We start from the raw sequence: 17,851 nt of genomic DNA, 5'->3' as shown, positions 1-17,851 counted from the left end.
GGGCGAGGCCGTGCGCCTCCTCATCGGCCTGGGCCGTGCGGCCGCCGCCGAGGGGCGGGCCGAGGAGGCCCGGGAGTGGTTCGTGCAGGCGACCGGGCCGGCCGGCGAGACACCGGGGGCCCTGGAACTCGCCGAGTGCGCCGAGGCGGATCCTCGCCGAGCGGTTCGCGGGCATGGGCTGGGAGGCCCCGCATGTCCTGAAGGCGCTGGAGGAGACCGACGACCTGTACTTCGACGCGATCGCCCAGATCCACGTCGACCGGCTGGCCGAGGGGCGGGTGGTGCTGCTCGGGGACGCCGGGTACGGCGCCACCATGGGCGGGATGGGCACGGGTGCGGCGATCGTCGGCGCGTATGTGCTGGCCGGTGAACTCGCCCTCGCGGGCGGTGACCACCGTACGGCCTTCGCCGGGTACGAGAGCCGGGTCACGGGATTCGCCAAGGGCTGCCAGAAGATCTCCGGCAACGCGGGCCCGTTCTTCGCACCGCCCACCGAGCGGCGCATCCGCAGCCGTGACCGGATGTACCGGCTGCTCGGCTCACGCCTGCTGGCCGGCTTCTTCAAGCGGCTCACCGAGAAGGCGGCTACGGACATCGAGCTGCGGGACTACCCGGCGTGAGTCCGGCGCAGGGCCCATCCGTGATCCACCGGTCCGATGCCCGCGCCCAGCGCGAAGCCGGCGGCGATCGCCCCCGTGACGTACTCCTTGGCCCGCTTGACGGCCTCCGGCACGCTCTGTCCCTTCGCCAGCCCCGAGGCGATCGCGGAGGCGAGCGTGCAGCCCGTGCCGTGCGTGTGCCGGTTGTCGTGGCGGGGTGCGCGCAGCCAGTGTTCCTCGGAGCCGTCCGTCAGAAGATCGACGGCGTCTCCGGGCAGGTGTCCGCCCTTGACCAGCACCCACCGCGGCCCGTACGCCAGCACGGCGGCCGCCGCCCGTCGCAGATCGTCCTCGGACTCGACGCGGAGGCCGGTGAGTTGGGCCACCTCGTCGAGGTTCGGGGTTGCCACCGTCGCCACCGGCAGCAGCTTGGTGCGGACCGAGTCCAGGGCGGTGGCGGCCAGCAGCGGGTCGCCGTGCTTGGAGACGCCCACCGGATCCACCACGGCCGGGGCGTCCGTACCGGAGATCAACTCGGCGACCGTCCCGGCCAGTTCCGCCGAGGCCAGCATGCCGGTCTTCACGGCCTGCACGCCGATGTCGTCCACGACACTGCGGTACTGCGCCCGGACCGCCTCCACGGGCAGCTCCCACGCGCCCTGCACGCCCAGGGAGTTCTGCGCGGTGACGGCCGTGATCACGCTCATCCCGTGCACGCCGAGCGCGAGCATCGTCTTCAGGTCGGCCTGGATGCCGGCGCCGCCGCCGGAGTCGGAGCCGGCCACGGTCAGGACCCTGGGCAGGCTCATGACTCGATGTCCCCGAAGTGGTCCCAGCCGCCCTTGCTGGTCCAGGGCGCCCCGTCGACGGTCACCTGGGGCAACGCGGAGGGGTTGAGGACCTCACCGATGACCTTCCAGCGGGCCGGGAGCTTGGCGTCCGGCGGGAAGGTCGCCACGATCGCGTGGTCCTCTCCCCCGGTCAGCACCCACTGCATCGGGTCGACGCCGACGGCCTGACCGATGTCGTTCATCTGCGTCGGGATGTCGATCGCGCCGGAGCGGATGTCGATCCGGACCTTGCTGGCCTCGGCGATGTGCCCGAGGTCGGCGATCAGCCCGTCGCTCACGTCGCACATCGCGGTCGCGCCCAGCGCCGCAGCCGCGGGGCCCGCGTGGTACGGCGGCTCCGGGCGCCGGTGGGCCTCCACGAAGGCGCGCGGGGAGCGGAAGCCGCGGGAGAGGACCGCGTAACCGGCCGCGGACCAGCCCAGCCAGCCCGTGACGGCCACCAGGTCGCCGGGCTGGGCGCCGGCGCGGGTGACGGGCTCCTGGTTGCGCAGATCGCCGAGCGCGGTGATCGACACCATGATCGTGTCGCCGCGGACGACGTCACCGCCGACCACGGAGGCACCCGCGACCTGGCACTCGTCGCGCAGGCCGTCCATCAGCTCGCTCGGCCAGGTCACCGGGAGTTCGGCCGGTACGACCAGGCCGAGCAGCAGGGCGGTCGGTACGGCGCCCATCGCGGCGATGTCGGCGAGGTTCTGTGCCGCCGCCTTGCGTCCGACGTCGTACGCCGTGGACCAGTCGCGGCGGAAGTGCCGTCCCTCCAGCAGGATGTCGGTGCTCGCCACCACCCTCCGGTCGGGTGCGGCGACCACCGCGGCGTCGTCGCCGGGGCCGATCCGGACCGCCGGGGTGGTGGTGAGACGGGAGGTGAGCTCCCTGATGAGCCCGAACTCCCCGAGCTCACCAACAGTGCCCTTCATTGCCTTGCTCCCCTTCTCTGCCATGCCGTGCCCACTCGCGCCTCATCAGTGTCCCCGATACGGTCGAGGTGACCGTCGACACGGTCGGAACGACCGTCGAAACGGTCAGGTGACCGTCAACTTCCGTCGTGCCTGCACCCTGGCGCGCAAGCCCGGTTCCCGCAGGTCTCCCCGCGGGGAGCGGCAACGCGATACCGTGGCGTTCCTTTTCCCCACATGATCCTCGTGGCCGCTCTGGAGGTTCCGTGGTACAGGCGTACATCCTGATCCAGACCGAGGTCGGCAAGGCGTCGACCGTCGCCGAGACGATCAGCAAGATCCCTGGAGTGCTCCAGGCCGAAGACGTGACGGGACCTTACGACGTCATCGTGCGCGCCCAGGCCGACACGGTCGACGACCTCGGTCGCATGGTGGTCGCCAAGGTCCAGCAGGTGGACGGCATCACCCGCACCCTGACCTGTCCGGTCGTGCATCTGTAGCCCCCGTCTACCCTTGGCCGGTGAACATTTTCCGTCACCGGCCCATCGGCCTGCTCGCGCCCGCGCTGCTGATCGCGGTCGCGGGCTGCTCGTCGGCAGACGGCGGCGCCACGGTGGCGGTTCCCAGCCCCGACGCGAAGACGGCGAAGGTGTGCCGGGAGCTGCACCGGGTGCTGCCGCAGAAGCTCGACGGACGGAGCCGCAACGACCCCGGACCCCGGTCCGCCTACACGGCGGGCTGGGGAAACCCGGCGATCATACTGCGCTGCGGTGTCGTACGGCCGCCGAAGATGGTCGATCCCAAGGTGGCCGAGGGCGGTGACCCCGACGCCGTCGCGGGCGGCGTGAACGGCGTCGACTGGCTGATGGAGAAGCAGGGCGACGGCACCTGGCGGTTCACGACGGCGAACCGCGTGGCCTATGTGCAGGTGAGCCTGCCCGAGGGGGTGTCCGCGCAGGAGGAGGGCACGGCCCTGCTCACCGGCCTCGCGACGGCCGTGAAGAAGGCGATCCCCAAGGGGATCGCCTCCATGCGATGAGGGTGCCGACGGTCAGCGCAGCCCGGTCGGGCGCCGCAGCGCGGCCTGCACCAGGCGGTCGATCAGCTCGGGGTAGCTGACGCCGCCGGCCTGCCACATCTGCGGGTACATCGAGATCGGCGTGAAGCCGGGCAGGGTGTTGACCTCGTTGATCACGAACTCGCCGTCCTCGGTGAGGAAGAAGTCCGCGCGGACCAGCCCCTCGCAGGAGACCGCCTCGAAGGCCTGCACCGCGAGTTCCCGCACCTCGGCGGTCTGCTCCTCGGTGAGCGGCGCCGGGACGATACCGGGCGTGGAGTCGATGTACTTCGCCTCGAAGTCGTAGTACGCGTGCGCGTCCGGCGGCGGGATCTCGGCCGGCACGGAGGCGCGCGGCCCGTCCTCGAACTCCAGCACCCCGCACTCGATCTCGCGGCCCCGCACGGCGGCCTCGACGAGGATCTTCGGGTCGTGGGCCTGCGCGGTGGCGATCGCCTCGTCCAGGCCGGACAGGTCGCCGACCTTGGTGATGCCGATCGACGAACCCGCGCGCGCGGGCTTCACGAACAGCGGCCAGCCGTGCTCGCCGGCGAAGTCGATGATCTTCTTGCGGGCGGCGGACTCGTCCTGCTGCCACTCGCGGGGCCGGATCACCACGTACGGGCCGACCGCGAGCCCGTAGGAGGTGAAGATCCGCTTCATGTACTCCTTGTCCTGGCCGACGGCCGAGGCGAGCACACCGGCGCCCACGTAGGGCACCCCGGACAGCTCCAGCAGACCCTGCAGGGTGCCGTCCTCGCCGTACGGGCCGTGGAGCACCGGGAAGACCACGTCGACCTCGCCGAGCGCCTTGGGCACCGAGCCGGGCTCGCTGTAGACGACCTCGCGGTTCGAGGGGTCGACGGGGAGCACCACGCCGCCCTCGCGCGACTCCGCCAGTTCCTCCACGCTGGGGGTGCGGCGGTCGGTGATGGCCATCCGCTCCGGCTCGTCGGCCGTCAGCGCCCAACGGCCGTCCCGGGTGATGCCGATCGGCAGGACGTCGTACTTCGTCCGGTCGATGGCCTTGAGGACGGCGCCGGCCGTGACCACGGAGATCCCGTGTTCGGAGCTGCGCCCGCCGAACACGACGGCCACGCGCGGCTTGCGCGACGGCTGCTCAGGGCTCTGGGGAAGGTTCTCGGTGCTCATATCGCGTTGAGAGTACCCGTTGGTATCCACCGAGTCAGCGCCCGCTGGGCCGCCGTGACTCAGCGTCCCCCCAACGGTCGCTCAGCGTCGTGCGGGCGGTCCGTTCAGCGCCTCTCGGGCTTGGCGCTGCGCCCCATCAGCTCCTTGAGGGCGACCACCGGCGGCTTGCCCTCGTGCACGATGTCCACGACCGTCTCGGTGATGGGCATCTCCACACCGTGCCGGCGGGCCAGATCCGCCACCGACTCGCAGGACTTGACGCCCTCGGCTGTCTGCCTGGTGACCGCGATGGTCTCCTGGAGGGTCATGCCCTTGCCGAGGTTGGTGCCGAAGGTGTGGTTGCGGGACAGCGGCGAGGAGCAGGTGGCCACCAGGTCGCCCAGGCCCGCGAGCCCGGAGAAGGTCAGCGGGTCGGCGCCGAGCGCCATGCCGAGCCGGGTGGTCTCGGCGAGACCGCGCGTGATGAGCGAGCCCTTGGCGTTGTCGCCGAGCCCCATGCCGTCGGCGATGCCGACCGCGAGGCCGATGACGTTCTTGACCGCTCCGCCCAGTTCGCAGCCGACGACGTCGGTGTTGGTGTACGGCCGGAAGTACGGCGTGTGGCAGGCGGCCTGGAGGCGCTGGGCGACGGCCTCGTCGGTGCAGGCGACGACGGCCGCAGCGGGCATGCGGGCGGCGATCTCGCGGGCCAGGTTGGGCCCGGTGACGACCGCGATGCGAGCGGAGCCGACCTTGGCGACGTCGTCGACGACCTCGCTCATCCGCATGGTGGAGCCGAGTTCGACGCCCTTCATCAGGGAGACGAGCACGGTGTCCGGGGCGAGCAGCGGGGTCCACTCGGCGAGGTTGGCGCGCAGGGTCTGGGAGGGGATGGCGAGGACGGTGAAGTCCGCGTCGCGCAGGGCCTCGGCCGGATCCGAGGTCGCTGTGAGGTTCTCCGGGAGTGCGACGCCGGGCAGGTAGTCGGGGTTGGTCCGGGTGGAGTTGACCGCCTCGGCCAGCTCGGGACGGCGCGCCCACAGGGTCACTTCGCAGCCCGCGTCGGCGAGGACCATACCGAAGGCGGTGCCCCATGAGCCGGTGCCCATGACCGCCGCCTTGACCGCCTTGCTCACTTGCCCTGCCCTTCCGGTTCCTTGCGCTTGGTCTGCGCCTGGGTGCGGCGTCGCTGTTCGATCCGCTCGCGGCGCGGGTCGTAGGGCGTCTCGGGCGCCTTCTCGCCGCGGATCTGCTCCAGCTGGCGGGTGATGGCCGCCATGATGACCTCGGTGGCCTCCTTCAGCAGGTCCGGGGTCATCTCCTTGTCGTAGAAGCGCGAGAGGTCCACGGGCGGGCCCGCGAGCACGTGATGGGTCTTGCGCGGGAAGAGGTCGGGCTTCTTGGCGTACGGCGGCAGCAGTTCGTTGACGCCCCACTGCGCGACCGGGACGACCGGGCACTTGGTCTGCAGGGCGACGCGGGCGGCACCCGTCTTGCCGGTCATGGGCCAGCCGTTCGGGTCGCGGGTCAGGGTGCCCTCGGGGTAGAAGGCGACGCACTCGCCGCGCTCCACGGCGTCGATCGCGGCGCGGAAGGCGCTGAGCGCGTCCGTGGACTCACGGTAGACGGGGATCTGCCCGGTGCCCCGCATGGCGGCGCCGACGAATCCCTTCTTGAAAAGCCCGCTCTTCGCCAGGAATCGCGGAACCCGTCCGGTGTTGTACTGATAGTGCGCGTACGCGAAGGGGTCCACGTGGGAATTGTGGTTCACCACGGTGATAAATCCGCCCTCGGCCGGAATGTGCTCCATTCCACGCCAGTCCCGCTTGACCAGAACCACCAGCGGCGGTTTGCAGATCACCGCGGCGAAGCGGTACCAGAAGCCGATTCTGCGGCGGGGCACAAGAACACCTTCCTCTAGGGGCGCCACCCCGGCGGGGGCCGCACGATTGTCGCCCCGGGCCGCCGGTCTGTCGAGAACACCGTACGCCCGAGGGCAGGCGGCCAGACGGCCCGGGGACAATGATCGCGACAAGAGAGGGACGGTACGCCGGTGCAGTGGACCTTGGTCATCCCCCTGAAGCCCCTGTCCCGGGCGAAGAGCAGGCTCTCGGACACCGCCGCCGACGGGGTGCGCCCTGGGCTGGCGCTCGCGTTCGCACAGGACACGGTGGCCGCGGCGCTGACCTGCGCGGCGGTCGCGGATGTGGCGGTCGTCACCAACGACGAGCTGGCGGCGCGTGAGCTGGCGGCGCTGGGTGCGCGGATCGTGCCCGACGCGCCGGCGAACGGCCTGAACGCCGCGTTGGCGCACGGCGCGGCCGTCGTACGCGACAGGCGCCCGCGCGCACCGGTCGCCGCCCTGAACGCCGATCTGCCCGCGTTGCGGCCGGCGGAACTGGGCGTTGTCCTGGGTGCGGCGGCGGAGTTTCCGCGGGCGTTTCTCGCGGATGCGGCGCAGCTGGGCACGACGTTGCTGGCCGCGGGGCCGGACGGGGAATTGCAGCCGGAGTTCGGCATTGATTCCCGCGCCCGGCACCGGGCATCCGGGGCGGAGGAACTCCGGCTCGCGGGGGTCGATTCGGTACGGCAGGACGTCGATACCGGGGACGATCTGCGGGCGGCGCTGGCATGGGGAGTGGGCCCGCATACGGCCGCGGTGTCGGCGGGTTTGCTGATCCCGGGTTCGTGAGGTGCCCGGTACGGGAGCCGGGCTAGGCTGGCCGTCATGCACGCCACCGCATACACCTACGACCCGGAAAGCCGAAGCGGGCAGGTACTGCTCGACGACGGCACCCCGGTCCCCTTCGACGCCGCCGCCTTCACCGCCGGGGGCCTCCGGCTCCTGCGGCCCGGTCAGCGTGTGCGGATCGAGACCGAGGGACAGGGCGACGCCCTGCGCATCACCCTCGTAACCCTCCAAACCCTGTAACTGCCCTTACACACCCCGCGGGCCGGGCTCCCTGGGGAGTCCGGCCCGGCGCGTGAGTGCCCTGGCGTCGTGCCCTGGCGGCCTTACGACGTCGCCTTGCGGGCGGTGGCCTTCTTCGCGGTGGTCTTGCGTGCCGTCGACTTCTTGGCCGGGGCCTTCTTCGCGGTGACCTTCTTCGCCGGGGCCTTCTTGGCGGTGGCCTTCTTGGCGGTGGTCTTCTTCGCGGCGGTGGTCTTGGCGGTCGCCGTGGCCTTCTTGGCGGGCGCCTTCTTCGCCGTGGTCTTCTTCGCGGCGGCCGTGGTCTTCTTCGCGGTCGTCTTCTTCGCCGTGGTCTTCTTCGCGGCGGCGGCCTTGGTGGTCTTCTTCGCGGCGGCCTTCTTGACCGTGGGCGCCGCGGCGCCGCCGGTCAGGCTGCCCTTCGGCGCCTTCTTGACCGAGACCTCGCCCCCGCGCGGCAGTTTCTTCGAGCCGCTCACCAGGTCCTTGAAGCCCTGACCGGCGCGGAAGCGCGGCACGGAGGTCTTCTTGACCCGAACCCGCTCGCCCGTCTGAGGGTTGCGGGCGTAACGGGCGGGGCGGTCCACCTTCTCGAAGGACCCGAAGCCGGTGACCGAGACCCGCTCGCCCGCGACGACCGCGCGGACGATGGCGTCCAGGACATGATCGACAGCGTCGGCGGCCTGCTGGCGGCCACCCACCTTGTCGGCAATCGCTTCTACGAGCTGCGCCTTGTTCACGTCTTCCCCTTCGGAGACATCGCCAGAACGAAAGTGTTCAAGCTTTTTCGCACGTTAGGCAGATATATACCGCAAATCAAACACGAAACGGGCTAATCACCCTTGTGCCGCAACGGACTCGGTGGTCTCGGGCTGTTCAGTGGTCCTCGTCGGGGATCCGACCCTCGTCGAGGTCCGCGTTGAACCGCTCGAGCCGCCTTGCCGCAGCGGCGAGATCGTGCTTGGCCGCGGCCGTAATGACCAGCAGCTTCCGGGTCAGCGCCATCCGTACGCCCTCCGGGACTTGCAGTGCGCGCACCCTTGCATGCGCTTCTTTGAGTTGGTTCGCGACCGCCGTATAGAGCTGGAGTTGGCCGTCGTGTCCCATGCACAGATTGTGCCATCTGGGGCGAGTTGTCGCCTGCCCAGGGGGCAACTGCCGCCTCAAATGGCCTTCCAGGCACTTGCAAAGGACGCGATCCCGGCACTCACGTACCCGTGCAACCCCCTTCGTAACGTGGGAAGTTGAGAGGAGAGCAAGAAGCGCGCGGGGCGGTTCGGGCCCGGACATGGCCGTACCCCCGATCGTGGCGATCGGGGGTACGGAGGGGATGTTGGGGTGGCCGGATCTCGACCGCTCGGGCCCGGTGGCCGGAGCGGATCAGACCTGGAGCGTCCTCGGCTTGTACGACGGCCGCTTGGCCTCGTACGCGGCGATGTCGGCCGCGTTCTGCAGCGTGATGGAGATGTCGTCCAGGCCGTTCAGCAGCCGCCAGCGGGAGTTCTCGTCCAGCTCGAAGGAGGCGGTGATGCCCTCGGCGCGCACCTCACGAGCCTCAAGGTCCACAGTGACCTCAGCAGTGGGGTCCTGTTCCGTGAGTTCCCACAGCGCGTCGACGATCTTCTGGTCCAGGACGACCGTGAGCAGGCCGTTCTTCAGCGAGTTGCCCCGGAAGATGTCCGCGAAACGGGAGGAGATCACGGCCTTGAAGCCGTAGTTCTGCAGCGCCCAGACGGCGTGCTCGCGGGACGAGCCGGTACCGAAGTCGGGGCCGGCGACCAGGACGGTGGCGCCCTGCCGCTCGGGGCGGTTGAGGACGAACTCGGGGTCCTTGCGCCAGGCCTCGAACAGTCCGTCCTCGAAACCGTCCCGGGTCACCTTCTTGAGCCAGTGAGCAGGGATGATCTGGTCGGTGTCGACGTTGCTGCGGCGCAGCGGGACGGCCCGGCCGGTGTGCGTGGTGAATGCTTCCATGACTGATCAGACTCCAGCGGGCGTACGGGTCTCGGCGTCGGACAGGTCGGCGGGCGAGGCCAGGTGGCCCAGGACCGCGGTGGCCGCCGCGACCTGCGGCGACACCAGGTGCGTACGACCGCCCTTGCCCTGCCGGCCCTCGAAGTTGCGGTTGGAGGTGGACGCGGAGCGCTCCCCCGGGGCCAGCTGGTCGGGGTTCATGCCGAGGCACATCGAGCAGCCCGCGTGCCGCCATTCGGCGCCGGCCTCCTTGAAGACCACGTCCAAGCCCTCGGAGACGGCCTGCAGACCCACCCGAGCGGAGCCCGGGACGACCAGCATCCGTACGCCGTCGGCGACTTTGCGGCCCCGCAGCAGATCCGCGGCGGCGCGCAGGTCCTCGATGCGGCCGTTGGTGCAGGAGCCTACGAAGACGGTGTCCACCTTGATGGAGCGCAGCGGCTGGCCGGCCTCCAACCCCATGTATTCCAGGGCCTTTTCGGCAGCGAGGCGCTCCGAAGCGTCTTCGTACGAAGCCGGGTCGGGGACGTTCGCCGAAAGCGGCGCACCCTGGCCGGGGTTGGTGCCCCAGGTGACGAACGGGGACAGCTCGTCGGCGTTGATCACGACCTCGGCGTCGAACTCGGCGTCGTCGTCGGTGCGCAGCGTCTTCCAGTACTCCACCGCGGCGTCCCAGTCGGCGCCCTCGGGGGCGTGCGGGCGGCCCTTGAGGTACGCGAAGGTGGTCTCGTCGGGGGCGATCATGCCCGCGCGGGCACCGGCCTCGATCGACATGTTGCAGATGGTCATCCGGGCCTCCATCGAGAGCTTCTCGATGGCGGAGCCGCGGTACTCCAGGATGTAGCCCTGGCCGCCGCCGGTGCCGATCTTCGCGATGATCGCCAGGATCAGGTCCTTGGCCGTGACGCCCTCGGGCAGCTCGCCCTCGACGGTGATCGCCATGGTCTTGGGGCGGGCCAGCGGCAGCGTCTGGGTGGCCAGCACGTGCTCGACCTGCGAGGTGCCGATGCCGAACGCCAGGGCGCCGAACGCGCCGTGCGTGGAGGTGTGGGAGTCACCGCAGACCACGGTCGTACCGGGCTGGGTCAGTCCCAGCTGCGGGCCGACGACGTGCACGACGCCCTGCTCGACGTCGCCCAGCGGGTGCAGCCGCACCCCGAACTCGGCACAGTTCTTGCGCAGCGTCTCCAGCTGGACGCGGGAGACGGGGTCCGCGATGGGCTTGTCGATGTCGAGGGTCGGGGTGTTGTGGTCCTCGGTGGCGATGGTGAGGTCGAGGCGGCGCACCGGGCGACCGTTCTTGCGCAGTCCGTCGAAGGCCTGCGGGCTGGTCACCTCGTGCAGCAGGTGCAGATCGATGAAGAGGAGGTCGGGCTCGCCCTCGGCGCGCCGGACGACGTGGTCGTCCCAGACCTTCTCCGCGAGTGTCCTACCCATCGCTTTCCCTCCGGCCGGCAAAGGTCCACCGGCCCAACTAGAGATCTTGAGGAAGCGGCCGCCGCACCCTGATGTCGTGATTCCGGGCGTCCACCACCGGGCCCGTTGGTCTGCGGGCCGCTGTGTGATTCCAGGGTGGCGCGTTCCACGGAAAATTGAACTTGCGTTTCACAGAGTGAGACGTGAGTATCGTTGCATGGACAACAGTAGCGGCGTCGGCGTTCTGGACAAGGCGGCCCTCGTCCTGAGCGCCCTGGAGTCCGGTCCGGCCACCCTCGCGGGTCTGGTCGGGGCCACCGGACTGGCACGACCCACGGCTCACCGCCTGGCCGTGGCTTTGGAACACCACCGCATGGTGGCACGCGACATGCAGGGCCGTTTCATTCTCGGCCCGCGCCTCGCGGAGCTCGCTGCGGCGGCGGGCGAGGACCGCCTGCTCGCGACGGCGGGCCCCGTGCTCACCCACCTCCGCGATGTCACCGGCGAGAGCGCACAGCTCTACCGGCGCCAGGGTGACATGCGTATCTGTGTGGCCGCGGCGGAGCGCCTGTCCGGCCTGCGGGACACCGTCCCGGTCGGCTCCACGCTCACGATGAAGGCCGGCTCCTCGGCGCAGATCCTGATGGCCTGGGAGGAGCCGGAGCGTCTGCACCGCGGCCTGCAGGGCGCCCGCTTCACGGCGACGGCCCTGTCGGGTGTACGGCGGCGCGGCTGGGCCCAGTCCATCGGCGAGCGCGAGCCGGGCGTCGCATCCGTCTCCGCGCCCGTACGCGGCCCCTCCAACCGCGTCGTGGCCGCCGTGTCCGTCTCCGGCCCCATCGAGCGTCTGACGCGGCACCCGGGCCGTATGCACGCCCAGGCGGTCATCGACGCGGCGGCCCGCCTGTCGGAGGCCCTGCGCCGCTCGGGCTGAGCCGGCGCCGTACGGAGACGCCGGGGAGGGCCCGCCCCAACGCCGCGGCAGGCCCTCCCCGCTCCCCCGTCCCCCTGTTCAGCTGGTCTTCTCGGCCACCGGAACCTGTTGCGAGCGGTACGAGAACCGGTCCTTCGCGTACCGGCCCCGCTTCTCCAGCGGGATCTGCCCGTGCGCGGCGGCCAGCCCGAACGCGGGCATATCGCCGTAGATCGCCTCGTAGGACCCCTCCGGCACGACATACGTCTCGTGCCAGATGCCGACCTGCCCGCGCAGCTTCCCGGCCCGCTCCATGCGGTTGAGGCGCGCCCAGGCCTTGTGATGGAAGGCGTCCGGCGCGGTCGCGTAGGCGTACAGCTTCTCCTTGGACTCCCAGTACTGAACGATGTAGTACGTGCGCGGAGAAGCCGTCAGCATGACGCGGCTGCGCAGGCCCCGCGCCGGATCCTGCTCCAGCTCCCGCAGCATGCGGAACATCGCGAGCATCACCGGCAGCCACAGATGTACGGCCCGGAAGCGGTTGATGCGCATGCCGATCAGCAGGACGACGACCTCGCCCTTCGCGTCGGCGGTCGTGCGGGACACCATGGCCACTATCCCCTCGTTGGCGAGCGACGCTATCCAAGTAGCGATGCTTGGATAGTGCCGTTATCCAAGAAGGAGCGCAAGACATGCGGCTCGCCGAACTGAGCAGACGCAGCGGGGTGTCCACCGCGACGATCAAGTACTACCTGCGCGAAGGCCTGTTGCCGCCGGGCCGCCAGGTCAACCCCACGACGGCGGAGTACGACGACGGGCACCTGCGCCGGCTGCGGCTGGTGCGCGCGATGATCCAGGTCGGCGGGATTCCGGTGGCCACGGTCCGGGAGGTGCTGCGCAACGTCGACGACTACGCCCTGGGCCGCACGATCCGGCTGGGCGCGGCCCTGTGGGCGCTGCCGCAGGTGCCGGAGCCGGAAGAGGAGGACGCCTTCGTGCAGGCGGCGCACCGGGAGGTGGACGAGCTGCTGGACCGGCTGGGCTGGTCGAACGCGAAGCTGCTGACGACGATCTCGCCCTCGTACCGCTCCCTGGTGGTGGCGGTGGCCGCGTTCCGTCGGCTCGGCTACGAATGGGGAAGCGAACTGCTCGTGTCCTACGCCAAGTTGATGCACGAGGTCGCCAAACTCGACCTGGACTTCGTGGAAACGCATCTGTCGGAGGCGGAGAAGGTGGAGACGGCGGTGCTCGGCGCGGTCCTGACCGAGCCGATGCTGCAGGCGCTGCGCCGGCTGGCCCAGGAGGAGGAGTCGGGGCGTCGCTACGGCTTCGAGTGAGCCGACCGGTGGCCGGCTACGGCGAAGGCCCCCCACCGAAGTGGAGGGCCTGCCCTCTGTACCCCCGACCGGATTCGAACCGGCGCTACCGCCTTGAGAGGGCGGCGTGCTAGGCCGCTACACAACGGGGGCGTGGACTCTGCGTTTCCGCAGGTCCGAGCTGGTCTACCTGGACTCGAACCAAGACTAACTGAACCAGAATCAGTCGTGCTGCCAATTACACCATAGACCAATGATGGTTTAGACCAGTCAGTACCCCCGACCGGATTCGAACCGGCGCTACCGCCTTGAGAGGGCGGCGTGCTAGGCCGCTACACAACGGGGGCCCTAGCGATCCCGACAGGATCAGGATCAGTACCCCCGACCGGATTCGAACCGGCGCTACTGCCTTGAGAGGGCAGCGTGCTAGGCCGCTACACAACGGGGGCTTTGCAGATAAGCTCTGCGAGCTGGCCTACCTGGACTCGAACCAAGACTAACTGAACCAGAATCAGTCGTGCTGCCAATTACACCATAGGCCACCGGAACTCAAGCCCCTGCGGGGTTCTCGTTCTAGCTTGCTCCTTGGGGCTCCGGCCTTCCGGCCCGCTCCCCTCGGCGCAGGAAGAACATTACCCGAAGGTGGACGGGGCTCCAAAACGGGTATCCGCGCGGACGAGCGCCGGGAGTTCGGCGAGGGTCGAGATCCGGTGTGCGACGACGTCTCCGGCGGCCTGTGCGTACGCCGTCCCGCGGTCGATCCACACGGACAGCAGCCCCGCCTCGGCGGCGCCCCGCCCGTCGATCTCCGGGTGGTCGCCGACGTACGCCACCTGGTGCGGAGGCAGCCCCAGTGCCTCGCAGGCCGCCAGGAAGGCGCCGGGCTCAGGCTTGGATACGCCCAGCTCGGCGGCGCACAGCACGGCCTCGAAGCGGTCGAGGAGGCCGAGGGTGCGCAGCTTGTGCTCCTGGACGGTGATGCTGGAGTTGGACAGCACCGCGTGCCGGTGGCTGGCGGAGAGCGCCTCCAGGGCGGGCAGGACGTCCGGGAAGAGGTTCCAGGCGGCCTCGTAGTGCCCGATGTACCGCTGGAACCAGGCGTCGGCCTGGGCGTCGGCCAGTTCCGCGCCCAGGAAGATCCGTACGCGGTCCCGCCGCTGCTCCTCGAAGGTGACCTCCCCGGCCGAGAACCGCGCCCACTGCGCGTCGGTGATCGCCCGCCACCGCAGGAGGGCCTGCTCGGGACTGTCGTACCCGGCGAGCAGCCCTTCCACGGCAAGATGCGCCCGCATGCCCTCACGGTCCGCGGTCGTGTAGTCGAAGAGGGTGTCGTCCACGTCCCAGACCACGGCTCTGATCGTCATGACACCGACGGTACCGCCGAACGGCTGGCACACTGAGGGCCATGAGCGAGTACCGCGTCCAGTTCACCGTCGAGGCCCGCGCGACGTTCGACGCCCTGCCCGCAGAGCGCCGGGCGCAGTTGGACAGGGCCGTCGGGATACTGGCCCGTGACCCGTTCCGGAAGACCTCGACCGCACAGCTGGGCCCTGACGAGCACCTGCGCAAGGCGTACGTCGCCCCGGGCGTCATGCTGGAGTACATGGTGGCCGGCGCGGTCATGGTCATCGTCGTGCTGGAGATCTTCGACGAGAGCGCCTACCTGATCGACGATCCCGACGCCCAGTGAGCAACGCAACAGGGGCGGCACCCGGAACACTCCGGATGCCGCCCCTGACGCATGTGCCGGCTAGGCGCTCAGCTTCGCCAGCGCCGCGTCGATCCTGGCCAGCGTCTTCTCCTTGCCCAGGACCTCCAGGGACTCGAAGAGCGGCAGGCCGACGGTGCGGCCGGTGACGGCCACACGGACCGGGGCCTGGGCCTTGCCGAGCTTGAGGCCGTGAGCCTCGCCGGCGGCCAGGACGGCCTCCTTGAGGGACTCGGGCGACGTCCAGTCGGCCGACTCCAGGTTCTCGCGGGCGGTGCGCAGCAGGGCGTCGCTGCCCTCCTTCATCGCCTTCGTCCACGAGGCCTCGTCGAAGACCGGCTCGGCGAGGAAGAGGAAGTCGACGTTGTCGGTGATCTCCGACAGGACCTTCAGACGGGTCTGGGCGTGCGGGGCGACGGCCTCCCACTTGGCCGCGTCGAAGTCCTCCGGCGCCCAGGGGGCGAAGGGGGCCTTCAGCCAGGGTGCGCAGCGCTCGGTGAACTCCTTCACATCCAGCATGCGGATGTGGTCGCCGTTGATCGCCTCGCACTTCTTCAGGTCGAAGCGCGCCGGGTTGGGGTTGACGTCGGAGATGTCGAAGGCGGCGACCATCTCGTCGATCGTGAAGATGTCCTGGTCCGCGGAGAGCGACCAGCCCAGCAGGGAGAGGTAGTTGAGCAGACCCTCGGGCAGGAAGCCCCGCTCGCGGTAGAGGTTGAGGGACGACTGCGGGTCGCGCTTGGAGAGCTTCTTGTTGCCCTCGCCCATGACGTAGGGGAGGTGGCCGAACTGCGGAGTCTGCTGGGCGATGCCCAGCTCGGTCAGCGCCTTGTAGAGCGCGATCTGGCGCGGGGTGGAGGAGAGCAGGTCCTCGCCGCGCAGCACGTGGGTGATCTCCATCAGCGCGTCGTCGACCGGGTTGACCAGCGTGTACAGCGGGGCGCCGTTCGCGCGGACGATGCCGTAGTCCGGCACGTTCTCCGGCGTGAAGGTCAGCTCGCCGCGGACCAGGTCCGTGAAGGTGATCGTCTCGTCCGGCATCCGGAAGCGGACGATCGGGGTACGGCCCTGGGCCTTGTACTCCTCGACCTGCTCGGCGGTCAGGTCGCGGCAGTGGCCGTCGTAGCCGGAGGGCTTGCCGGCGGCGCGGGCGGCCTCGCGGCGGGTGTCCAGCTCCTCCTGGGAGCAGTAGCAGTGGTAGGCGTAACCGCCGTCCAGCAGCTTCCGGGCGACGTCGGCGTAGATGTCCATGCGCTGCGACTGGCGGTACGGCGCGTGCGGGCCGCCGACCTCGGGGCCCTCCTCCCAGTCGAAGCCGAGCCAGCGCATCGCGTCCAGCAGCTGGTTGTACGACTCCTCCGAGTCGCGGGCCGCGTCGGTGTCCTCGATGCGGAAGACCAGGGTGCCCTGGTGGTGCCGGGCGAACGCCCAGTTGAACAGGGCGGTGCGGACCAGGCCCACGTGCGGGTTACCGGTGGGCGAGGGACAGAAACGAACGCGTACGGGGGAGCCGGGTGCGCTAGCCACGCTTGACAACCTTGTTGGTGAGAGTGCCGATGCCTTCGATGGTGACGGCGACCTCGTCGCCGACGTTGAGGGGGCCGACCCCTGCCGGGGTGCCGGTGAGGATGACGTCGCCGGGGAGCAGGGTCATGGCCTCGGAGATGTTGACGACCAGGTCCTCGATGGAGTGGATCATCTCGCTGGTGCGGCCCAGCTGGCGCTGCTGGCCGTTGACCGTGAGCTGGACGGTCAGGTCGTTCGCGCGCTCCAGGGTCAGGTCCGTCTCCACCCAGGGGCCGAGCGGGCAGGAACTGTCGAAGCCCTTGGCGCGGGCCCACTGCTTCTCGCGCCGCTGCACATCGCGGGCAGTGACGTCGTTGGCGCAGGTGTAGCCGAAGATCACGTCCTTGACGCGCTCGCGCGGCACCTCGCGGCACATGCGGCCGATGACGACGGCCAGCTCGGCCTCGTGATGCAGTTCCTCGGAGAACGGCGGGTACTGGATGTCGTCGCCGGGGCCGATCACCGAAGTGGAGGGCTTGAAGAAGGCGAACGGGGTGTCCGGCACCTCGTTGCTCAGCTCACGCGCGTGCTCGGCGTAGTTGCGGCCGAACGCCACGACCTTGTTCGGGAGGACCGGCGGGAGCAGCCTGACCTTGTTCAGCGGCACCTTCGTACCGGACAGCTCGTGGTCCGCGAACGGGATGCCCTTGATGATGTCGAGGACGAGTTCGTCCTGCTTGTCGCCCTCGACCGCGCCGAAGGCGACGTTCCCGTCGATGGAGAACCTGGCGATGCGCACGGGATCCTTGCGCCCCTCACTGAGAACCGGCGTACTGACGCCTCAGGTTAACCGGTCGGGCGGCCCGGCGTTCGGCCGGTGCGGTGTGGCGGCCCGCATTTCCGGTACGGGAATGGCCGGGCCGGAATTCCGCGTCGGCGGCTGCGGCGCATGCGGAATTCGGACGAGGGGTGAGCGCGGAGTCGTTGCCCGCCGCGCGGGCGCGGACACACGCGCGAGGGCGCCGGTGTGGGCGCATGGGCCGGTCCCCGGCCGTACGGCGCGGGGACCGGCGGTGGGAGCACGTCCTCCCGTGTCTTTCGGCGGCTCCGCAGAGGCGCCGGAAATCCGGACCGCCGATGCCGTCGGCGGATATCCGGCGAGAGCGGTGCCGATATCGGCCGTCGTGGCCGGGCGCATCCCGGCCGTGACCGGGGAAAGGCGCCGTACGTGAATACGGGGCCCGGAATTCAGCGGAAAAGGCGAGCCGGGAGGCCGGCCGGCCGGGGTCGGCAGCCCGGTCGGCTACTCTCCGGCCGGGGCCGCCGCGCCGACGGGGACGTCCACCAGGACCGTGCGCCGCGGGTTGGCGGTCTGGGCGGGGAGGTCGACGGAGTGCTCCGGCAGGTCGGGCGTCTGCAGCTCGCCGGTGTCCTTGAGATGCGCCAGGGTGGTGCGTCGCGGGTTGGCGATCTTGTGGAACATCATCGTCGTCTTCACGGTTGTACGAGTCCTAGTCCTGTGTCGGCCTACAGAAGCGTCGCTCTTGTAAAG

At 70.1% G+C, this 17,851-nt stretch carries 21 protein-coding genes, 5 tRNA genes and 1 pseudogene; 8 read left to right on the top strand and 19 right to left on the bottom strand.

Going from position 1 to position 17,851, the window contains the following annotated elements; genetic code table 11:
- Positions 1-134 precede the first annotated feature (134 nt).
- A pseudogene (locus tag ABZ624_RS21580) lies at positions 135-620 on the top strand (FAD-dependent oxidoreductase); the annotation flags it as partial.
- Here the strand turns inward: ABZ624_RS21580 and thiD are convergent.
- Both thiD and ABZ624_RS21570 read right to left on the bottom strand, forming a co-directional pair.
- Entirely contained in the window at positions 608-1,408 is an 801-nt protein-coding gene (gene thiD, locus ABZ624_RS21575; protein ID WP_360091102.1) for a bifunctional hydroxymethylpyrimidine kinase/phosphomethylpyrimidine kinase, read from the bottom strand. The pseudogene ABZ624_RS21580 and the gene thiD overlap by 13 nt on opposite strands.
- The gene (locus ABZ624_RS21570) at positions 1,405-2,370 is read right to left on the bottom strand and encodes a thiamine-phosphate kinase (RefSeq protein WP_360091099.1); all 966 of its coding nucleotides are present in this window, start codon (positions 2,368-2,370) and stop codon (positions 1,405-1,407) included. Before ABZ624_RS21570 ends, thiD begins: the two co-directional genes overlap by 4 nt.
- 245 nt (positions 2,371-2,615) lie before the next feature.
- Between ABZ624_RS21570 and ABZ624_RS21565 the strand changes: the two genes are divergently transcribed.
- Both ABZ624_RS21565 and ABZ624_RS21560 read left to right on the top strand, forming a co-directional pair.
- Positions 2,616-2,849 carry an Lrp/AsnC ligand binding domain-containing protein gene (locus ABZ624_RS21565; protein WP_003993216.1) on the top strand — a complete coding sequence of 78 codons (234 nt, stop codon included), beginning with the start codon at positions 2,616-2,618 and terminating at the stop codon, positions 2,847-2,849.
- A gap of 20 nt (positions 2,850-2,869) precedes the next feature.
- Positions 2,870-3,388, top strand: coding sequence for a DUF3515 domain-containing protein (locus ABZ624_RS21560; RefSeq protein ID WP_360091096.1), 519 nt, complete (start codon positions 2,870-2,872; stop codon positions 3,386-3,388).
- A 12-nt stretch (positions 3,389-3,400) separates the two neighbouring features.
- Here ABZ624_RS21560 and ABZ624_RS21555 read toward each other — a convergent pair whose 3' ends face one another.
- The 3 genes from ABZ624_RS21555 to ABZ624_RS21545 form a co-directional block, all read right to left on the bottom strand.
- Positions 3,401-4,558: a D-alanine--D-alanine ligase family protein gene (locus tag ABZ624_RS21555; RefSeq protein ID WP_360091093.1), complete on the bottom strand. Its 1,158-nt coding sequence runs from the start codon at positions 4,556-4,558 to the stop codon at positions 3,401-3,403.
- Positions 4,559-4,662: 104 nt separating this feature from the next.
- Complete coding sequence (locus ABZ624_RS21550) at positions 4,663-5,673, bottom strand: NAD(P)H-dependent glycerol-3-phosphate dehydrogenase (RefSeq protein WP_360091090.1); 1,011 nt, start codon at positions 5,671-5,673, stop codon at positions 4,663-4,665.
- Positions 5,670-6,440, bottom strand: coding sequence for a lysophospholipid acyltransferase family protein (locus tag ABZ624_RS21545; protein WP_360091087.1), 771 nt, complete (start codon positions 6,438-6,440; stop codon positions 5,670-5,672). The genes ABZ624_RS21550 and ABZ624_RS21545 overlap by 4 nt, the downstream gene beginning before the upstream one ends.
- Positions 6,441-6,590: 150 nt before the next feature.
- Between ABZ624_RS21545 and cofC the strand changes: the two genes are divergently transcribed.
- Together cofC and ABZ624_RS21535 are read left to right on the top strand one after the other, a co-directional pair.
- Complete coding sequence (gene cofC, locus ABZ624_RS21540) at positions 6,591-7,229, top strand: 2-phospho-L-lactate guanylyltransferase (RefSeq protein ID WP_360091084.1); 639 nt, start codon at positions 6,591-6,593, stop codon at positions 7,227-7,229.
- A gap of 36 nt (positions 7,230-7,265) precedes the next feature.
- On the top strand, positions 7,266-7,469 hold the full coding sequence (locus tag ABZ624_RS21535; RefSeq protein ID WP_360091081.1) for a hypothetical protein: 204 nt from the start codon (positions 7,266-7,268) through the stop codon (positions 7,467-7,469).
- A gap of 83 nt (positions 7,470-7,552) precedes the next feature.
- On the opposite strand, the gene ABZ624_RS21530 is transcribed toward ABZ624_RS21535, so the two are convergent.
- From ABZ624_RS21530 to leuC, 4 genes are all read right to left on the bottom strand, one after another.
- Positions 7,553-8,206: an HU family DNA-binding protein gene (locus ABZ624_RS21530; protein WP_360091078.1), complete on the bottom strand. Its 654-nt coding sequence runs from the start codon at positions 8,204-8,206 to the stop codon at positions 7,553-7,555.
- Positions 8,207-8,342: 136 nt separating this feature from the next.
- Positions 8,343-8,573, bottom strand: a complete 231-nt coding sequence (locus tag ABZ624_RS21525; RefSeq protein WP_360091075.1) for a hypothetical protein — start codon at positions 8,571-8,573, stop codon at positions 8,343-8,345.
- 273 nt (positions 8,574-8,846) lie between these two features.
- Positions 8,847-9,440, bottom strand: coding sequence for a 3-isopropylmalate dehydratase small subunit (gene leuD / locus ABZ624_RS21520; RefSeq protein ID WP_360091072.1), 594 nt, complete (start codon positions 9,438-9,440; stop codon positions 8,847-8,849).
- A 6-nt stretch (positions 9,441-9,446) separates the two neighbouring features.
- Positions 9,447-10,877 (bottom strand): 3-isopropylmalate dehydratase large subunit, encoded by a 1,431-nt coding sequence (gene leuC, locus ABZ624_RS21515; protein ID WP_360091069.1) that lies wholly within the window; start codon positions 10,875-10,877, stop codon positions 9,447-9,449.
- A 196-nt stretch (positions 10,878-11,073) separates the two neighbouring features.
- On the opposite strand from leuC, the gene ndgR reads away from it, so the two are divergent.
- A complete protein-coding gene (gene ndgR / locus ABZ624_RS21510; protein WP_009320373.1) occupies positions 11,074-11,790 on the top strand; it encodes an IclR family transcriptional regulator NdgR in 717 nt (238 codons plus the stop codon).
- A gap of 78 nt (positions 11,791-11,868) precedes the next feature.
- Here ndgR and ABZ624_RS21505 read toward each other — a convergent pair whose 3' ends face one another.
- A complete protein-coding gene (locus ABZ624_RS21505; protein WP_360091066.1) occupies positions 11,869-12,378 on the bottom strand; it encodes a DUF4188 domain-containing protein in 510 nt (169 codons plus the stop codon).
- An 83-nt stretch (positions 12,379-12,461) separates the two neighbouring features.
- On the opposite strand from ABZ624_RS21505, the gene ABZ624_RS21500 reads away from it, so the two are divergent.
- Positions 12,462-13,106: a MerR family transcriptional regulator gene (locus tag ABZ624_RS21500; RefSeq protein ID WP_360091063.1), complete on the top strand. Its 645-nt coding sequence runs from the start codon at positions 12,462-12,464 to the stop codon at positions 13,104-13,106.
- A gap of 59 nt (positions 13,107-13,165) precedes the next feature.
- On the opposite strand, the gene ABZ624_RS21495 is transcribed toward ABZ624_RS21500, so the two are convergent.
- The 6 genes from ABZ624_RS21495 to ABZ624_RS21470 all read right to left on the bottom strand — a co-directional run bounded on the left by ABZ624_RS21495 (position 13,166) and on the right by ABZ624_RS21470 (position 14,449).
- Positions 13,166-13,238 (bottom strand) — tRNA-Glu (locus ABZ624_RS21495).
- Between the two features lie 28 nt (positions 13,239-13,266).
- A tRNA-Gln gene (locus tag ABZ624_RS21490) sits at positions 13,267-13,338 on the bottom strand.
- A gap of 21 nt (positions 13,339-13,359) precedes the next feature.
- Positions 13,360-13,432: transfer RNA gene (locus ABZ624_RS21485), tRNA-Glu, on the bottom strand.
- A 29-nt stretch (positions 13,433-13,461) separates the two neighbouring features.
- Positions 13,462-13,534: transfer RNA gene (locus ABZ624_RS21480), tRNA-Glu, on the bottom strand.
- A 21-nt stretch (positions 13,535-13,555) separates the two neighbouring features.
- Positions 13,556-13,627, bottom strand: a tRNA-Gln gene (locus ABZ624_RS21475).
- Positions 13,628-13,717: 90 nt separating this feature from the next.
- Positions 13,718-14,449 carry an HAD family hydrolase gene (locus tag ABZ624_RS21470; RefSeq protein ID WP_360091060.1) on the bottom strand — a complete coding sequence of 244 codons (732 nt, stop codon included), beginning with the start codon at positions 14,447-14,449 and terminating at the stop codon, positions 13,718-13,720.
- A gap of 41 nt (positions 14,450-14,490) precedes the next feature.
- Here ABZ624_RS21470 and ABZ624_RS21465 point away from each other — a divergent pair, with 41 nt between their 5' ends.
- A complete protein-coding gene (locus tag ABZ624_RS21465; RefSeq protein ID WP_360091057.1) occupies positions 14,491-14,775 on the top strand; it encodes a hypothetical protein in 285 nt (94 codons plus the stop codon).
- Between the two features lie 60 nt (positions 14,776-14,835).
- Here ABZ624_RS21465 and gltX read toward each other — a convergent pair whose 3' ends face one another.
- The 3 genes from gltX to ABZ624_RS21450 form a co-directional block, all read right to left on the bottom strand.
- Positions 14,836-16,320: a glutamate--tRNA ligase gene (gene gltX / locus ABZ624_RS21460; RefSeq protein WP_360091055.1), complete on the bottom strand. Its 1,485-nt coding sequence runs from the start codon at positions 16,318-16,320 to the stop codon at positions 14,836-14,838.
- Complete coding sequence (locus tag ABZ624_RS21455; RefSeq protein WP_360091052.1) at positions 16,313-17,098, bottom strand: fumarylacetoacetate hydrolase family protein; 786 nt, start codon at positions 17,096-17,098, stop codon at positions 16,313-16,315. The genes gltX and ABZ624_RS21455 overlap by 8 nt, the downstream gene beginning before the upstream one ends.
- A 504-nt stretch (positions 17,099-17,602) precedes the next feature.
- Positions 17,603-17,797, bottom strand: coding sequence for a hypothetical protein (locus tag ABZ624_RS21450; RefSeq protein ID WP_360091049.1), 195 nt, complete (start codon positions 17,795-17,797; stop codon positions 17,603-17,605).
- Positions 17,798-17,851: the final 54 nt, after the last annotated feature.

The sequence above is a fragment of the Streptomyces sp. NPDC007205 genome (assembly GCF_040634095.1).
Lineage (GTDB): Bacteria > Actinomycetota > Actinomycetes > Streptomycetales > Streptomycetaceae > Streptomyces.
Note: the sequence above shows the minus strand (reverse complement) of the source record. Positions and strands in the feature narration are given on the sequence as shown.

Coding starts and splice junctions, on each gene's coding strand:
- thiD (WP_360091102.1), bottom strand. CDS start 1,408: ATGAGCCTGCCCAGGGTCCTGACCGTGGCCGGCTCCGACTCCGGCGGC.
- ABZ624_RS21570 (WP_360091099.1), bottom strand. CDS start 2,370: ATGAAGGGCACTGTTGGTGAGCTCGGGGAGTTCGGGCTCATCAGGGAG.
- ABZ624_RS21555 (WP_360091093.1), bottom strand. CDS start 4,558: ATGAGCACCGAGAACCTTCCCCAGAGCCCTGAGCAGCCGTCGCGCAAG.
- ABZ624_RS21535 (WP_360091081.1), top strand. CDS start 7,266: ATGCACGCCACCGCATACACCTACGACCCGGAAAGCCGAAGCGGGCAG.
- ABZ624_RS21525 (WP_360091075.1), bottom strand. CDS start 8,573: ATGGGACACGACGGCCAACTCCAGCTCTATACGGCGGTCGCGAACCAA.
- leuD (WP_360091072.1), bottom strand. CDS start 9,440: ATGGAAGCATTCACCACGCACACCGGCCGGGCCGTCCCGCTGCGCCGC.
- leuC (WP_360091069.1), bottom strand. CDS start 10,877: ATGGGTAGGACACTCGCGGAGAAGGTCTGGGACGACCACGTCGTCCGG.
- ndgR (WP_009320373.1), top strand. CDS start 11,074: ATGGACAACAGTAGCGGCGTCGGCGTTCTGGACAAGGCGGCCCTCGTC.
- ABZ624_RS21505 (WP_360091066.1), bottom strand. CDS start 12,378: ATGGTGTCCCGCACGACCGCCGACGCGAAGGGCGAGGTCGTCGTCCTG.
- ABZ624_RS21500 (WP_360091063.1), top strand. CDS start 12,462: ATGCGGCTCGCCGAACTGAGCAGACGCAGCGGGGTGTCCACCGCGACG.
- ABZ624_RS21470 (WP_360091060.1), bottom strand. CDS start 14,449: ATGACGATCAGAGCCGTGGTCTGGGACGTGGACGACACCCTCTTCGAC.
- ABZ624_RS21465 (WP_360091057.1), top strand. CDS start 14,491: ATGAGCGAGTACCGCGTCCAGTTCACCGTCGAGGCCCGCGCGACGTTC.